Raw genomic sequence first — 16,160 nt, forward strand, 5'->3', positions numbered from 1 at the left:
CGTGGTCCCGGTCTTCTTCCTCCTCGTGCCGAACGCGTCAGTGCTCGGAACCGAGCAGTGGCCCGCCCCGGCGGCCCAGGTCTGGCGCGGCGTGGCCGAGCTCTTGTCGAAAGGCGTGGGGTCCTTGCACCCGACCGCGCGTATCGGACTGTTGGTCGGATCCCTCGTGGGCATCCTGCTTCCCTTGCTCGAGAAGTGGTTCCCCAAGCAGAAGAAGTGGATCCCCGCCCCCACGGGGCTCGGGATCGCCTTCACGATCAACGGCTACAACTCCGTCATGATGTTCATCGGCGCTTTGATCGCACTCTATCTGGCCAAGAAGAAGCCGACGATGCACGAGGAGTACACCATCCCCGTCTCCTCGGGGATCATCGCCGGCGAGAGCCTGATGGGCGTGCTGATCGCCCTCCTGACGGTAGCGCACGTTCTGGGGGGGTGACAGAGGTGCTGGCTTGAACTTGATTGTCGCCAGCATCGACAGGTGTCCACGAATTCACACGCGCTGGCGCAGTTAAATATATATATAAACTCGCCCCGGGGCGAGTTACGACATAGAAAACGGCCGCTCGAGTGTCCGACCCGAGCGGCCGTTACTGCGGTTATGAAGCTGTGTCAGATTCTTCGCGACTGATTCATGTGGGACATGATCAGCGCCAGGGCGCCGACGCCGAGGCTCTTCACCAGCGTGGGGTGCTGGGAATAGAACGATGCCGCCTGCTGCATGATCGTCGGATCCTTGCGGGCCGCCTCCTGAGCGACCGTCTGAACCGTGGCCGGAGGCACCTGCTGCGCCTGCTGGGGCGAGACGGTGGCGCCCGCGCCCATGCCCGCCGGGCCCACGCCCGCCGCGCCTCCCAGCACGTTGCGCAGCTGCGCGAGGCCCGCGGGGCCGGCGGCCGCTATCAGCCGATTCAGAATGCCCGCCTTCTGGTCCGGAGTGGAGCGGGAGAAGAGCTCCATGAGCATCTGCTCGAAGGGCGGGGTCTGGTCCGACTGGAACGCGTGCGTCAGTCCGTCGGCCAGAGCCCCCTGGGGCACGGACTGGGAGACTTGATCGTAGGCCGCATGGACCTCGGGCTCGGACGCATTGCCGGTGCGGGCCTGCTGCAGCAGGTTGCTCAGATTATCGAAGATGCCCATATCCCTCTCCTTGGGTGTGGCGTCGTCCACGCGTTCGGCCGTGCGCGCCGCTCGTTCGATCTTGGCTTCACCGACGGGACCTCGGAACCGGATCCCGGATACCGCGCCATGAGTCTAGTCCCGAGGCGCGATCACGTCGAGGCGAACGCCGCGCCAAAGAAAATCGGGCCCGCGGCATGCGATGCGCCGCGGGCCCGTCGTGGGCTCCGATCGGTGGAGCCCGTACCGCTGCAATGTTTCTAGCTGGCGCGGGCTTCCTTGGCGATCGCCGCCGCCTCGGATTTCGTCACCTCGCCCGAGATCCGCATCCGGTAGAACGAACGCCAGACGAAGGTCATCGAGATGGCGAAGAAGATCGCCGCCAGGATGGTCGTCATCATCGAGCCGTTCTGGCGCGCGAGCGATACCGCCAGCTCCACCGCCAGCAGCCCGAAGAGCGTCGTGAACTTGATCACGGGGTTCATGGCCACCGACGAGGTGTCCTTGAACGGATCGCCCACGGTGTCGCCGACGACCGTGGCGTCGTGCACCTCGGTCCCCTTCTCCTTGGTGACCACCTCGACCACCTTCTTCGCGTTGTCCCACGCTCCGCCGGCATTCGCCATGAAGATCGCCTGGAACAATCCAAACAGCGCGATCGAGATTAGGTAGCCCACGAAGAAGAACGGCTCGATGAAGGCGAACGCCAGGGTCCCAAAGAAGACGGCCAGGAAGATATTGAACATCCCCTTCTGCGCGTACTGCGTGCAGATCGCCACGACCTTCTTGGAGTCGCTCACCGACGCCTTGGTCGTTCCCTCCAGCTTGATGTTCCGCTTGATGAACTCGACGGCGCGGTAGGCGCCGGCCGTGACGGCCTGCGTGGAGGCCCCGGTGAACCAGTAGATCATGGCCCCGCCGGCGATCAGGCCGAGCAGGAACGGCGCATGGACCAGCGAGAGGTTCACGATGTACTCCGGCTTCAACCCCTCGGTGAGGGCGACGATGATCGAGAAGATCATCGTCGTCGCGCCGACCACGGCGGTCCCGATGAGCACCGGCTTGGCGGTCGCCTTGAAGGTGTTCCCCGCCCCGTCGTTCTCTTCCAGGTTGTCCTTCGCCTTGGCGAAGTCCACGTCGAAGCCGTACTGCGACTTGAGCTGCCCCTGGATGCCGGGGATCGTCTCGATCAGCGAGAGCTCATAGATCGACTGCGCGTTGTCGGTAACCGGCCCGTAGGAGTCCACCGCGATCGTCACCGGGCCCATCCCCAGGAAGCCGAACGCCACGAGGCCGAACGCGAACACCGCCGGCGCGATCATGATCGACGCGAGCCCCAGCGTGCTCACCCCGTAGGCGATCGCCATGAGCATGAGGATGGCCATCCCCAGCCAGTAGGCGCTGAAATTGCCCGCGACGAGGCCCGACAAGATATTCAGCGACGCGCCGCCCTCGCGCGAGGCCGTCACCACCTCGGCGACGTGCTTGGAGTTCATCGAGGTGAAGATCTTGACCAGCTCCGGAATCACGGCGCCCGCCAAGGTGCCGCAGGTGATCACCGTCGAGAGCTTCCACCAGAGCGAGCCGTCCCCCAGCCCGCGGATCAGCACGTACGATGCGGCGTAGGTGGCGATGACGGAGACGAAGGAGGTCAGCCAGACCAGCCGCGTGAGGGGTGCTTCGAAGTCCATGTGGTCGGCGTTCTCGTACTGCGCCCGGCTCCACGCCTCGTTGATGAGGTAGGAGGCGCCGCTCGCCACGATCATCATGACGCGCATCACGAAGATCCAGACCAGGAGCTGCACCTGGACGACCGGATCGTGGATGGCGAGGAGGATGAAGGAGATGAGCGCGACGCCGGTCACGCCGTACGTCTCGAAGCCGTCCGCCGAGGGACCGACCGAGTCGCCGGCGTTGTCGCCCGTGCAGTCGGCGATCACGCCCGGGTTTCGCGCGTCGTCTTCCTTGATCTTGAATACGATCTTCATGAGGTCGGAGCCGATGTCGGCGATCTTCGTGAAGATCCCGCCCGCGATCCGGAGCGCGGCCGCCCCCAGCGACTCGCCGATGGCGAAGCCGATGAAGCAGGGGCCGGCCATGTCGCCGGGCACGAACAGGAGGATGATCAGCATGATCAGCAGCTCGACCGAGATCAGCGCCATGCCGATGCTCATCCCCGCCTTGAGCGGAATCGAGTAGCAGGGGAAGGGCTTCCCGCGAAGGGAGGCGAACGCGGTGCGCGAGTTGGCGAACGTGTTGATCCGGATCCCGAACCAGGCGACCGAATAGCTCCCCGCCATGCCCACGAGGCTGAAGAAGAGGATCACCGCCACCTTGAAGGCCGGGAATCCGCGGATCATGGCCCCGGCCGCGTCCACGCCCGTCACCGCGAGCCACTTGAAGTAGACGAGGACGATGAGGCTGATGAAGACCCAGAGCATGATGAGGAACTTGCCCTGCTGGGTCAGGTAGGTCTTGCACGTCTCGTAGATCAGCTCGGACATCTCCCGCATCGACTGGTGGACCGGGAGGTTCTTGAGCTGGCCGTAGGTCAGGATGCCGAACAGGAGGCCAAGCGCGCAGATGGCCAGGCCGAAGAGGAGCAGCGTGTGTCCGTTCAGTCCTCCCGCGAAGGTCACGGAGCTCAAGTCGGGCAGCTGGAGATTCGCCTCGCCGCCGTGGTGCTCTCCGGTCTCCTGCGCCATCGCGGCCGGCGCGAGCGCCGCGAGACTCACCGCGCAGAGCGCCGCGAGCACGATCGCCAGGACCGTTCCGCGCACTCCCGTCGTCTTCCACTTCATCATGTCGTACCTCACCTCGTGTTGAGACTGGGTGGGGTTGGCCGCCTGGGGGGTTGGCAGACGCTTCATCGCCCAAAGGAAGGAACGAAAACCCCCGAGAAGTCGAAGATGTATAGCAGGTTGGCCGCCCGCTGTCGAGAGGGCGGTCGCGAGCCTCGCGGCCCGTGCCCGCCATGCTACCTAGGGCCACCTCGTAACTCACCCACCGATCCGTAGTTTCGGCGGGCCGACATGCCGCAGATTCACCCTGTGAGCCCGAACACTCACACCGCCGTGGCGGCCGCCGTAAGCGCCGCCCGGCTACGCGGCCATCCGGCGCGCCCCCAAACCCTGGCGGCCGCGCTGATTCCGCTTGCCCTGTTTCTCACCGGCGCGCTCGGGCTCGCCGGCGCTCCGGCCCTGGCTCAGGCGCCGCCGCCGGCGACCGCCCCGGCCGCCGCCGCTCCGCCCGCTGCCGCCGCGGCGGCCAAGTCCCCGATCCTGGAGCCGCCGGACGCCGACTGCTTCGAGTGCCACTCCGACCCGTCCGCGACCGGCACGCGGAACGGGAAGAAGATCTCGGTCTACGTCGACGCGAAGAAGTTCAAGGGCTTCGCGCATGGGTCGGTGCCCTGCGTCGGCTGCCATGCCGATCTCCGCGGAAAGGACCTCCCGCACGACGAGGACCTGGCGCCGGTCCAGTGCGGCTCCTGCCACGCGACCGAGCAGGCGCAGCACGCCAAGTCGCTCCATGGCCTGGCGGTCGCGCGGGGCGACCCGCTTGCGCCGCGGTGCCAGAGCTGCCACGGGACGGCCCACGAGATCCTGCCGCGCAAGGACATGCGCTCTCCGGTGGCCCCGCTCCAGGTTCCGTATACGTGTGGCAAGTGCCACCAGGAGGGAGCGCCGGTCCAGAAGCTGCGCGCGATCCATCAGGACCACATCCTCGAGAACTTCTCCGAGAGCATCCACGGCGAGGCGCTGCTCCGGAAAGGTCTCGTCGTCGCGCCCAGCTGCGCCTCCTGCCACACCGCGCATTCGATCCTGCCGCACACCAATCCCGAGTCCTCGATCGCGCGGCGCAACATCGCGAAGACCTGCACGCAGTGCCATGCCGAGATCGAGGTCGTGCACCGCAAGGTGATCCGCGGCGAGCTCTGGGAGAAGCAGGCGCACGTGCTGCCGGCCTGCATCGACTGCCACCAGCCGCACAAGATCCGGAAGGTCTTCTACGACCAGGGCATGGCCGACCGGGATTGCATGCGATGCCACGCCGAGCCGGGCCTGAGGGCGAAGGACGGCGGCCGCTCGCTGTTCGTGAACACCGATCACCTCGCGGGCTCGCGCCACGCGAAGGTCTCGTGCAGCCAGTGCCACTCCGACGTCACCGCGTCCCATCTCCGCCCCTGCGAGACGATCAAGCAGAAGGTGGACTGCTCCTCCTGCCACGCCGACGTGGGCCGCCAGTACGCCGAGAGCGTGCACGGCACCCTGTTCGCGAAGAAGGACACGAACGCGCCGACCTGCAAGGAGTGCCATGGCACCCATGGAATCCTGGGCAAGGCCGACCCCGACTCGCCGACCTACCCCACCAGCGTCCCCGCGCTCTGCGCGCGCTGCCACCGCGAGGGGGAGAAGGCGGCGCGCCGTTACAAGGGGACGCAGCACGACATCGTGAAGCATTACACCGAGAGCATCCACGGGAAGGGGCTCATGAAGAGCGGCCTCACCGTGACGGCGACCTGCACGAGCTGCCACACGGCGCACGGCGAGCTTCCCAAGGACGATCCCGTCTCCAGCGTGAACCGCGCGAACATCCCGCACACGTGCGGCCGCTGCCACCACGGCATCGAGGAGCAGTTCGCGCAGAGCGTGCACGCGACCCAGGTGGGTCACACCAAGAAGGACCTTCCCGTCTGCAGCGACTGCCACACGGCGCACACGATCAGCCGCACCGACGCGACGGGGTTCAAGCTGGACATCATGACCAAGTGCGGGCGCTGCCACGAGGACATCGCCAGGTCCTACTGGGACACCTACCACGGCAAGGTTTCGCAGCTGGGCTACACGAAGACGGCCAAGTGCTACGACTGCCACGGCGCGCACGACATCCTGCCCGTCACCGACCCGCACTCGCACCTGAGCCGCGCGAACGTCGTGGCGACCTGCCGGAAGTGCCACGAGGGCGCCACCCGGCGCTTCGCGGGATATCTCACCCACGCGACGCATCACGACCCCAAGAAGTATCCGCTCCTCTTCTGGACGTTCTGGGGGATGACGTCGCTCCTGATCGGAACTTTCACGGTGGGCGGAATCCATACGCTGCTCTGGCTGCCGCGCGCCTTGAACGAGCGGAAGAAGCGGAACGGACACCCGATCGAGGACGGGCCCGATCCGGTCAGGCCGACCTCTTCCGACGGCGACGGCGCGGCGAAGGACGAGAACACGGGAGGCTCCCATGAAGGCTGAGGCCCAGGTCCCGATCCCGGCGCCCGCCACGACGCCAATCGCGCCCGCGCGCGACGAGGCCGCGATCCACCCCTTCCCGCGGCCCGAGGTCCAGTTCCAGCGCTTCACCCGGCTCAACCGGCTGCTCCACGTCACGATGATCGTCAGCTTCATCAGCCTGGCGACCACGGGCCTGACGCTGAAGTTCTCGTTCACCGGATGGGCGCGGATCCTTTCCCGCCTGCTCGGCGGGTTCGAGACCGCGGGCTACATCCACCGGTTCGCGGCCCTGCTCATGATCGGCGCGTTCGCCACCCACCTGGTCGACCTCTACCGCCGGAAGCGGCACGAGTACGGCTCGTGGCGGCGCCTGATCTTCGGCCCCGACACGATGCTCCTCACGAAGCGGGACCTGAGCGAGTTCCTCGGAAGCATCCGCTGGTTCCTGGGCCGGGGGCCGCGCCCGCGCTACGGGCGCTGGACCTACTGGGAGAAGTTCGACTACTTCGCGGTCTTCTGGGGGATGATGATCATCGGCTCGACCGGGCTGATGCTCTGGTTCCCCGAGCTCTTCACGACCGTCCTGCCCGGGTGGCTCATCAACGTGGCCACGATCATCCACAGCGACGAGGCGCTGCTCGCGACGGGGTTCATCTTCACGGTGCACTTCTTCAACACGCACCTCCGTCCCGAGAAATTCCCGATGGACATCGTGATCTTCACCGGCCGGATGCCCCTCGAGGAGTTCCGCGAGGACAAGCCGTCGGAGTACGAGGCCCTCGTGGCGAGCGGCCAGCTCCGGAATCACCTCGTCGAGGCCTACCCGCCGATCGTGGTCCGCGCCGTCCGGGCGTTCGGCTGGACCGCGCTCACCCTGGGCTTCGGGATCGTCCTCTGGATCATCTACGCGATGGTGTTTGCGTATCGTTAAACTGCCGGCGCAGCCGGCAGAGGCAGTCAACACCAGGCGACAAGTCTCAGCGTCAAAGACGACACACAGGTAGCGCCCGTGCAGCTTCCCGCCTGCGTCCCAGGCTCGCCTCTCCTCTCTAACTCTCGATTCGATCACGCGGCGCCTTCCGCAAGATCTCGCGGAAGCGTTCGGCACGAATCCTGTTAACCGAAATGGAGAAGTCCGTTCCTTGGAGCTGACGCAGCGACCCATGGCCATGAGACCCCCCATGAAGCCAAAGGTCAAAGTCCAGCTATTGGGCAAGCTATCCGTCTCCCTGAATGGGGCGGACCTGTTCGCTCGCGCGCCGCAGAAGACGCGCGAGCTGTTCGCGTTCCTGGCCCTCCACCCCGGGCGGGAGCATCCCCGCGAGGCGCTGGCCACGCGTCTCTGGGGCGGCATCGACGAGCCGCGCGCGCGGAAGAACCTGCGCCAGACCATCTGGCATCTGCGCCGGAGCCTGAAGCCGCTCGGTCCCACGCGGGCGCGCCGCGTGCTGCGCGCCGAGCCGGGATGGCTTCGGCTCGAGACGGCCGAGGATATCTGGACCGACGTGGGCGAGCTGCGCTCGGCGCTCGCGCGCTTCGCGCACGCCGATCCCGCTTCGGAATCGGAGGAGGCGCTGCGCTCGGCGGCGAGCCTGTACCGTGGGGACCTTCTGGAGGGATGGCACCAGGACTGGTGCGCCGACCCGCGGGAATTCTGCCGGGACGCCTATCTCGCGCTGCTGGACCGGCTGGTCGAGGCGCGCGAGGCGGCGGGCGACCTGGAAGGGGGCATCCAGTACGCGATGCGTGCGCTGGAATTCGATCGCGCGCGGGAGCGGACCCATCGCGCGCTGATGCGCCTCTTCGTGGCGAACGGAGACCGCACGGGCGCGCTGCGCCAGTACGATCGCTGCGTGGCCGCGGTGCGCGAGGAGCTGAACGCGCGCCCCGAGGAGGAGACGGTGGCCCTGATGCGTGAGATCCGCTCCGGGAAGAAGCTCCGCGGGTCCGGACCGGCCGCCGCCGTACCGGGCGCCGCGGAGCCGGCCGAGGCGGAGACGCTTCCGGCCAGAGCGCGGAGGAGCAAGAAGGACCGCTGAGCCCCGCTTCGCACCGCCCGCCTACCGCCGCGTGGGCCGCCGCGCAGCGCCGCGGGAGCCGCCGGGATCAGCGCGCGGCGGTCTGCTTCCAGATCCCGAGCACGCGGCCCTCGGGATCGGCGAAGAGCGAGAAGGAACCCATCCCGGGGACCTGCTGCTCTTCCACGAGAATCTTCCCGCCCGCGTCCACGATCCGCTTCCGGTAGCTCGCGAGGTCCTCCACGTCGATGTAGAACGCCATGTTCCCGGGCCACGGGCCGCTCCGGTCGGGCTGCATGATGCCGCCGTTGATGCCGGCGCCGCCGCCGGTCTCGACGAAGCGGTAGTTCAGCTCGGGGATGTTCTGGATCTTCCAATCGAAGACCTTCGCGTAGAAGTCGGAGACCCGGGCGGGATCGGTGGACCAGAATTCCCAGTGAACGACGGGCTTTCCCATGACGCGCTCCTTTCGTTTAGGCCGGCCCGCCGGAGCTAGCCGGCAGCTCGTCGGCCGTCATCTCCTCGATCGTCTGCCTCCGCCGGACCAGGCGGAGCGTTCCGTCGCGCTCCCGCAGCACCTCGGGCGCTACGGGATAGGAGTTGTAGTTCAGCGTCGACATCGCCGCGCAGTAGGCCCCGGCTCCTCCGACCAGGACCAGATCGCCGATCTCCGGCCGCGGGACTTCGCGCGGAGCGAGCTTCGTCGTGTCTCCCGGCGCCGGCGTGAGCATGTCTCCCGACTCGCAGCAGCGCCCCACGAACACGACCGCCTGGCGCGGCCGCGACTCGGCCCCGGCGACGCCGAGCGGGTGCTGCGCGCCATAGAGCGAGGCCCGCATCACTTCGGTCATGCCGGTGTCCAGCTTGGCGAACAGAAACCCCTTCGCTCCCGTGTCCACAACGTCCACGCAGGTCGCCACCACGACCCCCGCGTTGGCCACGAGATAGGTGCCGGGCTCGATCTCCAAGCGCAAGGCGCGGCCGGTCCGCTTCTCGAAATCGAGCACCGCGCGGCGCGAGGCCTCCCCGACGGCCCTGAGATCGGTCTCGGATTCCCCCTGGACCCGCGCCACCCGGTAGCCGCCCCCCAGACTGACGGTGCGGACGTCGGGGAGCTGGAGCGCGATCTCGAGCACGAGATGGGCGACCCGCGTCCACACCGCCGGGTCGCTCCCCGAGCCGATGTGGGTGTGGAGGCCGCGAAGGACGACGCCGTGCCGGGCGGCCAGCTCCTTCGCCTGGTCCAGGTGCTCGTGCCAGATGCCGAAGCTGGACGTGGGCCCGCCGGTGTTGACCCGGTGGGAAGCACCGCTCCCCTGTCCCGGATTCACCCGGATCGTGACCTCCCGGCCGGGAAAGGCTCTTCCGTAGCGCTCGAGCTGGTGGAGCGAGCAGGCGTTATAGAGGACGCCGAGGGGAATCCACGTCTCCAGGCGGGTCGAGGGAACCTGCGAGGTCAGCATGATGCGCCCCGGCGCAAACCCCGCGCGGAGGGCTCGCTCGACCTCGAAGTCGCTCGAGGCGTCGATATCGAGCCCCTTGTCGCGGAAGATCTCGAGAAGGGCCCGGTTGGGGTTCGCCTTCATCGCGTAGCGGACGGTGAGCCCGAACGCGTGGGGGAACGCGAGCGCGCGGTCGGCGGCCTCCTCGGCCGCGACCCGGTCGTAGACGTAGCAGGGAGTGCCGAACCGCTCGCGAACCTCGGCGGCTTCGGCCGCGGTCAGGAACAGGTCGACACTCCCCGTGCCGGCGGGAACCGCCGGGCTACTTCCCCGAGCCTTCCAGCTCGTGCAGCCGGCGCTGGATGTTGGAGTTGCTCGGATCCATGTCGAGCATCTTGTGGTACGTGTCGATCGCTTCCTGTTTGCGCCCCGCCGTCTCGTAGGCCTGCTCCAGCGCGCCGTACGCCCGCATCGACGTGGGGTACTGCTGCACGTTGAGCTGGTGCACGCGGATCGCGTCGTCGGCGCGCCCCTTCTTCTGGAGCTCGGCGCCGAAGTCCGCGAGTCCGTTCTCGCTGAAGTCGTAGGCGTCCCGCCCGAAGTAGCGCCCCTTGAGCTTCTGGTAGGCGTCCAGGGTCGAATCGATCCCGGCCCGGTCGTAGGTCACCATCAGCTCTTCGGTGAGCGTCGTCGGGCGCGCGTGGCCGTGGTGGCAGGTGATGCAGCGCACGTTCACGCGCGGCACGCCCGACGAGAGCCTCATCCTGCCGAGATCCTTGTGGATGTCGCCCATCATCCGCACCATGTCGCGCGCGATCTGCTTGGTCGGCTTGGCGTCCGACGAGAAATCGAACGTCGTGAGCGGCTTCCCCTCTTCACCGACGTGGCAGTAGGGACACCGGACCCCCAGCGACTGCGTGAAGCCCACCATGGTCTCGCGGAGCTGGTCCGGCGTCGTGCTCTTGGGCAGGACCTTGAGGTTCTTCGGGTGGGCGGGCCATTCGAACTGCGCCTGCTGCGCGCCGGCCGTGCGCGGAGCCGCCGCGGGCAGCGCCAGAAGCGCGGCCAGGGCGATCGCGGGCACGACGAGGGGCGCGGCGAAGCGAAGGGGCTGCGGACGAGGCATCGGCGTGGCTCCTCTCCGGCGAGGCGGGGGGACGTGCGAAATCGGCTCTCGAACGGCTCCTACAGTCCGACGGTTTCGGTGGAGCGAAGGTTGGCATGGCGCCGGACGTTCTCGTCGCGCCCCGAGCCCACCGAGACGAGGCGTATCGGGACCCGGGCCAGCATCTCCAGCCGGTCGAGGTAGCGGCGCGCCTCGGGCGGGAGGTCGTCCCATTCCCGCGCGCCGCCGGTCGGCGCCTTCCACCCCGGGAAGGTCTCGAGCACGGGCTTGGCCGCGGTGAGCTCCGTCAGCGACTCGGGCATCTCGGTCAGCTTACGACCGCCGGCCGTGTAGGCCGTGACCACCGCGATCTCCTCCAGGCTGTCGAGCACGTCGAGCTTGGTGATGACGAGCTGCGTGAGCCCGTTCACGCGCACGGCGTGGCGGATCGCCACCGCGTCGAACCAGCCGCACCGGCGCGGGCGTCCCGTGGTGGCGCCGTACTCGTTCCCCTCCTCGCGGAGCAGGTCGGCGATCGGGCCCGTGAGTTCCGAGGGGAAGGGGCCGTTTCCGACGCGCGTGGCGTACGCCTTCGCCACGCCGATCACTTCGTCGATCTGCGTCGGACCGATCCCGACACCCGTGCAGGCGCCGCCGGAGACCGCGCTGGACGACGTGACGAACGGGTAGGTGCCGTGGTCCAGGTCGAGGTGCGTTCCCTGCGCCCCCTCGAGGAGGATCCGCTTGCCGGCGGCGACCGCTTCGGAGACCGCGAGGGAGACGTTGACCACCATCGGCCGGACCCGCTCGGCGTCCTTCTCCAGGCGCGCGAGCACCTGGTCGAGCGGCTCGACCGGCGCGTCCTTCCCGATCAGCTTGAGCGTGCGCTCCCGGAGCCTCCGCACCCGCTCCTCGCGGATCTCCGGCTCGAGGAGATCGGCCACGCGGAGTCCCACGCGGGCCGCCTTGTCGGTGTAGGCCGGTCCGATGCCGCGCCCCGTCGTGCCGATGGCGGGTCCCGAGGCGCCCGACTCGTTGTGGCGCTCGGCCAGGCGATGGTCGGGCAGGATGACGTGGGCCGAGCCGCTCACGAAGAGGCGTCCCTCGACCGAGATTCCCTGCTTCGCGACGGCGCCCCGCTCCTCTTCGAGAGCGGCCAGGTCCACGACGACGCCGTTTCCGATGTAGCAGGTGGTCGCGGGCCGAAGGATGCCGGAAGGGATCAGATGGAGGACGAACGTCTTCCCGCCGGTGCAGACCGTGTGCCCGGCGTTCGGGCCGCCCTGGTAGCGCGCGACCACGTCCGCCTCATCGCTGAGGAGGTCGACGATCTTCCCTTTGCCCTCGTCGCCCCACTGGGCGCCGACGATGACGCGCACGGACATCGCTCTGCCTCCAAACGAAAAGACCGCGAGCGCGAGGCGCCGCGGCAGGCTCCATTCTCGACGGGCGGAAAACTACCAGAGTGGGGGTGGCGCGTCAAGGCGACGCGCGAGAGCGGGCCGGGAGCGATTTCGCTAGAATTCGTGATGCCATTGTGTTATAGTGTTCGTTCGCAGCAGTTCAACCGGGGTCTCACGCGGCACTCGTCCCCGCGCCCGACCGGAGGAGATCGGCTCCCGACCTCTCCTGCCGGACGCGACCGTACCGGTCCCATCCGCATCCTGGAGGACTTCCCCACCATGAAGCACCCGCACCGCCGTTCCCTTCTTCTCCTCGCCGTCGTGGCCCTGTCGGCGAGCGCTCTGTGGATCACGGGTTGCAGCAAGGACGGCGCGCCGGTCCTCGCGCCGAAGCTCAGCCAGTCGGGATCCAGCGGCTCCTTCTCCGGAGTCATTCGCCTCGACGATCCGGGCATCCGCGCGGCCATCGCCTCGCAGGAGCGCGCCACGCCTGGCCTCATGGGCAACGGCATCATCGGCACCGGCGTCTCGGCCGATGCGGCCGGCAAGGCCGTCATCGTGGTCTATACCGAGCGTGAAGGCGTCCGCGTCCCCGCCGAGATCGACGGGATCAAGACCCGCACGCTGGTCACCGGCCACGTGATTCCCTACGCGCGTCCGGGCGGTGGATCGCTGCAGATGGGCAACTCGACCGGCAACGACAACGAGTGCGCCTCCGGCACGCTCGGCGCGGTCGTCGTGAAGGGCGGGGTGGACTACTTCCTGTCGAACAACCACGTCTTCGCGCGCGAGAATGCCGCCTCCATCGGCGAGCGCATCGACGCGCCGGGCCGCTACGACGGCAAGCCGAAGTGCGCGCAGACGCCGCAGATCGGCACCCTCGCCGCCTTCCAGCGGATCACCTTTGGCGGGTCGAACACGGTGGACTGCGCCATCGCGCAGCCCAGCTCGGGCCTCTCCTACAGCGCGGTCTCGGCGGGCGGCTACACGCCGTCCCAGACGACCGTGTCCCCGTCGGTCGGCCTCGCCGTCAAGAAGACGGGCCGCACCTCGGGCCTCACGCACGACACGATCCAGGCCGTCAACGTGACGATCACGGTCGGCTACACGGACGGCAACGCGACGTTCACGGGCCAGATCCAGACCGGCGGCCAGTTCATCCGCTCCGGCGACTCGGGCTCCCTCATGGTGACCGAGACGGGGAACAACCCGGTGGGCCTCTGCTTCGCGGGCTCGTCCTCGGCCTCGTTCTCGAATCCGATCGGCCCGGTGCTGCAGGCGCTGGGCGTCAGCATGAAGTAAGCTTCACGAAGACCCCGGTGCGGGCGGAGCGCTCCGGCGCTTCGCCCGCCTTTTTTTGAGGCGGTTCGCAACGAGGTGGACCATGAACACTCCCCGTTCCCGGCGGCGGTCCGCCGCCGCATCGCTGCTTTTCGCGCTCACCCTGGCCGCGGCCTCCTGCACGCAGCGGATGCCCGATCCCAGGAACCCGTCGCGCCAGATCGCCCTGGGAGACACCATGAGAGAGAACCTGGTCCCGATCGAGGACGTGCTCCGGCGTCAGACGCCTTCGCTCATGACCATCAAGGGAGTGACCGGAACCGGCGAGGGGAAGAAGGACGACGAGCCGGTCATCGTCGTCTACACCTCGCACATCTCGCGCGAGGATCGAATCGCGATTCCGGGGAAGATCGAGGGCTACAAGGTCGAGGTCCGGGAAGTCGGAGACGTCACCGCGCCTCCGAGGTGAGGTTCCGGGGCTCGGGGCGAGCCGCGGCTCAGCTTGTCAGGTTTCGGCGCCGTTCTGCCGGAAGATCTCGAGGAAGCGGGAGAGCGCCTCGTCCAGGCCGTCCACCACGGGCGCCTGGGGCAGCGCCTCCCGCAGCGCGGCCACGGGGCGGTAGAGCACCGGATAGTCGGCGTTCTGGAGAAGCGTGAGGTCGTTCAGGCTGTCCCCCATTCCGATCACCTTGAACCCCGCGCGGCGCATCCCCTCGATCACCATCGCCTTCCGCCCCCGGATCCGGAGCTTCCATCCGACGATGCGCCCGTGCGCGTCGGTCTCGAACCGGTTGGCGAAGAGATTGAAGCCGCCCAGGTGCTCCACCAGCGGCTCCGCCATCTCGTGGAAGGTGTCGGAGATGATCATGACCTGGCAGTGGCGGCGGATGCGCTTCAGGAACTCCCGGGAGCCCAGGTAGGGCTGCACTTCATGGGCCGCCTTCTGGACCTTGGCCAGCGTGATCCCGGCGCGGTCCAGGGCGGTCACCCGCCGCTGCATCAGCTCCTCGAAGTCGGCGACGTCCCGGGTGGTGAGGTGCAGGTCGGGGATGCCGAACTCCTCCCCCAGGTGGGGCCAGATTTCGGGTGCCAGGACCCCTTCCAGGTCGATCGCGGCGATCATGAGGGCGGGAGTGTAGCGAGGGGTGGGACCCGGGACCAGTCGAATTGACCCGACGGGCTATGTGGTCGGGGCCAGTCGAATTGACCCGACGGGGCGGCCTGGCCGGCGTGGCTCCGGACGGACCCTCCACGCGCCTTCCAACCGAAAAAGAGTGAGGGAGGCTTGTGAGGCCTCCCTCGAAGCTCCGGTGGTCTGTTTGGATTCGCCAGTCAGACCAGTCCGACAAAGGCGAAACGGGTGCGACTAGCTACAGCCACCTCCGCTGATCCTACTGCCGATACCATCGTGCACTGGACCACCTCCTTTCCGCGTTGGGAAAATGTTCGGCCAAGGAGGGAGCGATGTCAACCCCGAGATGCGTATTTTTTGGTAGGGAGGAGCATTTTTTCGGGCGGGAGCAGCTTGGGGCCGGCGCAGGCTTACATAAACCTTAACTCGCCCCGGGGCGAGTTTACATAGAACTTAACTTGCGCCGGCGCAAGTTTATATAAAAGTTAACTCGCCCCGGGGCGAGTCGATCTTCCGGGGCCCGGCCGGGGGTGTGCCGCCTCCGTTGGGGAGTGCTCCGCCCTCGGCCCGGGAGTGTCTTCCCCGCCCCCGGCCGGGGAGTGTCCGGTTCGGGAACGCCCTCGGCCCGAAAGCGTCAGGGCCCCACCCCCATCTTCTCCAGCAGCATCCGGACGATCTCCTCCCCCACGGCTTCCTGTGCCTCCACCGTGGAGGCACCGATGTGCGGCGTGAGAACGACGTTCGGCATGGCGAGGAGCGGCGACCCCTTCGGGGGCTCCTCGACGTAGACGTCGAGCGCGGCGCCGGCGAGGGCTCCGCTCCGGAGCGCCTCGACCAGGGCGGCCTCGTCCACCAAGGCCCCGCGCGCGGCGTTCACGAGCACCGACCCCCGCGGCATCCGGGCGATCTGGGCGGCTCCCACCATGCCCCTCGTCTCAGGGAGCATCGGCGCGTGCAGCGTCAGGATCTCGGCGCGCGGGAAGAGGTCCTCGAACGTGACGGGCTCGACGCCCATGGCACGGGCGTCCGCGGACGAGACGACCGGGTCGAACCCAATCACCTCCATCTCGAAGGCGCGGGCGCGGCGGGCCACCGCGCTGCCGATCTTCCCGAGACCGACGATCGCGAGCGTCTTCCCGCGAAGCTCGCGGCCCATGATCTTGTCGAACCCGCCGCGGCGCACCGCGGCGTCCGCCTCGGGAATCTTCCGGAACAGCCCGAGCAGGAGCGCGAACACCAGCTCGGCCACGGCCACCGCATTCGCGCCGGGGACGTTGAGGACGCCGATTCCCCGCTCCGAGGCGGCGGCCGTGTCGATGTTGTCGAGCCCGGCCCCGGCGCGCGCCACCCAGCGAAGCTGCGGCGCGGCGTCCAATAGCCTGCGGGTCACCTTGGTCGCGCCGCGCACGACCCACGCGTCGATCGTGGCCAC

Annotated in this window: 14 protein-coding genes; 6 read left to right on the top strand and 8 right to left on the bottom strand. The window is 68.1% G+C overall.

The features are described from left to right. On the top strand, positions 1-439 hold a 439-nt coding region (locus VE326_03390; GenBank protein ID HYJ32238.1), incomplete at its 5' end, for an OPT/YSL family transporter. Between the two features lie 173 nt (positions 440-612). Here VE326_03390 and VE326_03395 read toward each other — a convergent pair. Beyond that, complete coding sequence (locus VE326_03395) at positions 613-1,140, bottom strand: hypothetical protein (GenBank protein HYJ32239.1); 528 nt, start codon at positions 1,138-1,140, stop codon at positions 613-615. A gap of 239 nt (positions 1,141-1,379) precedes the next feature. Then, positions 1,380-3,989 carry a sodium-translocating pyrophosphatase gene (locus VE326_03400; protein ID HYJ32240.1) on the bottom strand — a complete coding sequence of 870 codons (2,610 nt, stop codon included), beginning with the start codon at positions 3,987-3,989 and terminating at the stop codon, positions 1,380-1,382. A gap of 180 nt (positions 3,990-4,169) precedes the next feature. Here VE326_03400 and VE326_03405 point away from each other — a divergent pair, with 180 nt between their 5' ends. From VE326_03405 to VE326_03415, 3 genes are all read left to right on the top strand, one after another. Continuing rightward, positions 4,170-6,368, top strand: coding sequence for a hypothetical protein (locus VE326_03405; protein ID HYJ32241.1), 2,199 nt, complete (start codon positions 4,170-4,172; stop codon positions 6,366-6,368). Continuing rightward, on the top strand, positions 6,358-7,278 hold the full coding sequence (locus VE326_03410) for a hypothetical protein (protein HYJ32242.1): 921 nt from the start codon (positions 6,358-6,360) through the stop codon (positions 7,276-7,278). Before VE326_03405 ends, VE326_03410 begins: the two co-directional genes overlap by 11 nt. A 250-nt stretch (positions 7,279-7,528) precedes the next feature. After that, entirely contained in the window at positions 7,529-8,386 is an 858-nt protein-coding gene (locus tag VE326_03415) for a BTAD domain-containing putative transcriptional regulator (protein HYJ32243.1), read from the top strand. A 67-nt stretch (positions 8,387-8,453) separates the two neighbouring features. Here the strand turns inward: VE326_03415 and VE326_03420 are convergent, their stop codons facing one another. From VE326_03420 to VE326_03435, 4 genes are read right to left on the bottom strand one after another with little or no spacing between them, the layout of a single operon-like run. Beyond that, complete coding sequence (locus tag VE326_03420; GenBank protein HYJ32244.1) at positions 8,454-8,822, bottom strand: VOC family protein; 369 nt, start codon at positions 8,820-8,822, stop codon at positions 8,454-8,456. 16 nt (positions 8,823-8,838) lie between these two features. Further along, positions 8,839-10,095: a diaminopimelate decarboxylase gene (locus VE326_03425; protein HYJ32245.1), complete on the bottom strand. Its 1,257-nt coding sequence runs from the start codon at positions 10,093-10,095 to the stop codon at positions 8,839-8,841. A gap of 34 nt (positions 10,096-10,129) precedes the next feature. After that, positions 10,130-10,933: a c-type cytochrome gene (locus VE326_03430; protein HYJ32246.1), complete on the bottom strand. Its 804-nt coding sequence runs from the start codon at positions 10,931-10,933 to the stop codon at positions 10,130-10,132. 59 nt (positions 10,934-10,992) lie between these two features. Beyond that, the gene (locus tag VE326_03435; protein HYJ32247.1) at positions 10,993-12,297 is read right to left on the bottom strand and encodes an adenylosuccinate synthase; all 1,305 of its coding nucleotides are present in this window, start codon (positions 12,295-12,297) and stop codon (positions 10,993-10,995) included. A gap of 297 nt (positions 12,298-12,594) precedes the next feature. Here VE326_03435 and VE326_03440 point away from each other — a divergent pair, with 297 nt between their 5' ends. Then, complete coding sequence (locus VE326_03440) at positions 12,595-13,617, top strand: hypothetical protein (GenBank protein ID HYJ32248.1); 1,023 nt, start codon at positions 12,595-12,597, stop codon at positions 13,615-13,617. Positions 13,618-13,699: 82 nt separating this feature from the next. Beyond that, a complete protein-coding gene (locus VE326_03445; protein ID HYJ32249.1) occupies positions 13,700-14,065 on the top strand; it encodes a hypothetical protein in 366 nt (121 codons plus the stop codon). 36 nt (positions 14,066-14,101) lie between these two features. On the opposite strand, the gene thrH is transcribed toward VE326_03445, so the two are convergent. Both thrH and VE326_03455 read right to left on the bottom strand, forming a co-directional pair. Further along, a complete protein-coding gene (gene thrH, locus VE326_03450) occupies positions 14,102-14,719 on the bottom strand; it encodes a bifunctional phosphoserine phosphatase/homoserine phosphotransferase ThrH (GenBank protein ID HYJ32250.1) in 618 nt (205 codons plus the stop codon). Positions 14,720-15,362: 643 nt separating this feature from the next. Further along, a partial coding sequence (locus VE326_03455) for a hydroxyacid dehydrogenase (GenBank protein HYJ32251.1) occupies positions 15,363-16,160 on the bottom strand: 798 nt, incomplete at its 5' end.

It is taken from the genome of Candidatus Binatia bacterium (assembly GCA_035631035.1).
Classification (GTDB): domain Bacteria; phylum Eisenbacteria; class RBG-16-71-46; order SZUA-252; family SZUA-252; genus DASQJL01.

What these genes read in the sequence shown, in the direction of transcription:
- VE326_03410 (HYJ32242.1), top strand. Translation starts at nt 6,358, where the DNA reads ATGAAGGCTGAGGCCCAGGTCCCGATCCCGGCGCCCGCCACGACGCCA.
- VE326_03395 (HYJ32239.1), bottom strand. Translation starts at nt 1,140, where the DNA reads ATGGGCATCTTCGATAATCTGAGCAACCTGCTGCAGCAGGCCCGCACC.
- VE326_03445 (HYJ32249.1), top strand. Translation starts at nt 13,700, where the DNA reads ATGAACACTCCCCGTTCCCGGCGGCGGTCCGCCGCCGCATCGCTGCTT.
- VE326_03430 (HYJ32246.1), bottom strand. Translation starts at nt 10,933, where the DNA reads ATGCCTCGTCCGCAGCCCCTTCGCTTCGCCGCGCCCCTCGTCGTGCCC.
- VE326_03420 (HYJ32244.1), bottom strand. Translation starts at nt 8,822, where the DNA reads ATGGGAAAGCCCGTCGTTCACTGGGAATTCTGGTCCACCGATCCCGCC.
- VE326_03440 (HYJ32248.1), top strand. Translation starts at nt 12,595, where the DNA reads ATGAAGCACCCGCACCGCCGTTCCCTTCTTCTCCTCGCCGTCGTGGCC.
- VE326_03400 (HYJ32240.1), bottom strand. Translation starts at nt 3,989, where the DNA reads ATGAAGCGTCTGCCAACCCCCCAGGCGGCCAACCCCACCCAGTCTCAA.
- VE326_03435 (HYJ32247.1), bottom strand. Translation starts at nt 12,297, where the DNA reads ATGTCCGTGCGCGTCATCGTCGGCGCCCAGTGGGGCGACGAGGGCAAA.
- VE326_03415 (HYJ32243.1), top strand. Translation starts at nt 7,529, where the DNA reads ATGAAGCCAAAGGTCAAAGTCCAGCTATTGGGCAAGCTATCCGTCTCC.
- thrH (HYJ32250.1), bottom strand. Translation starts at nt 14,719, where the DNA reads ATGATCGCCGCGATCGACCTGGAAGGGGTCCTGGCACCCGAAATCTGG.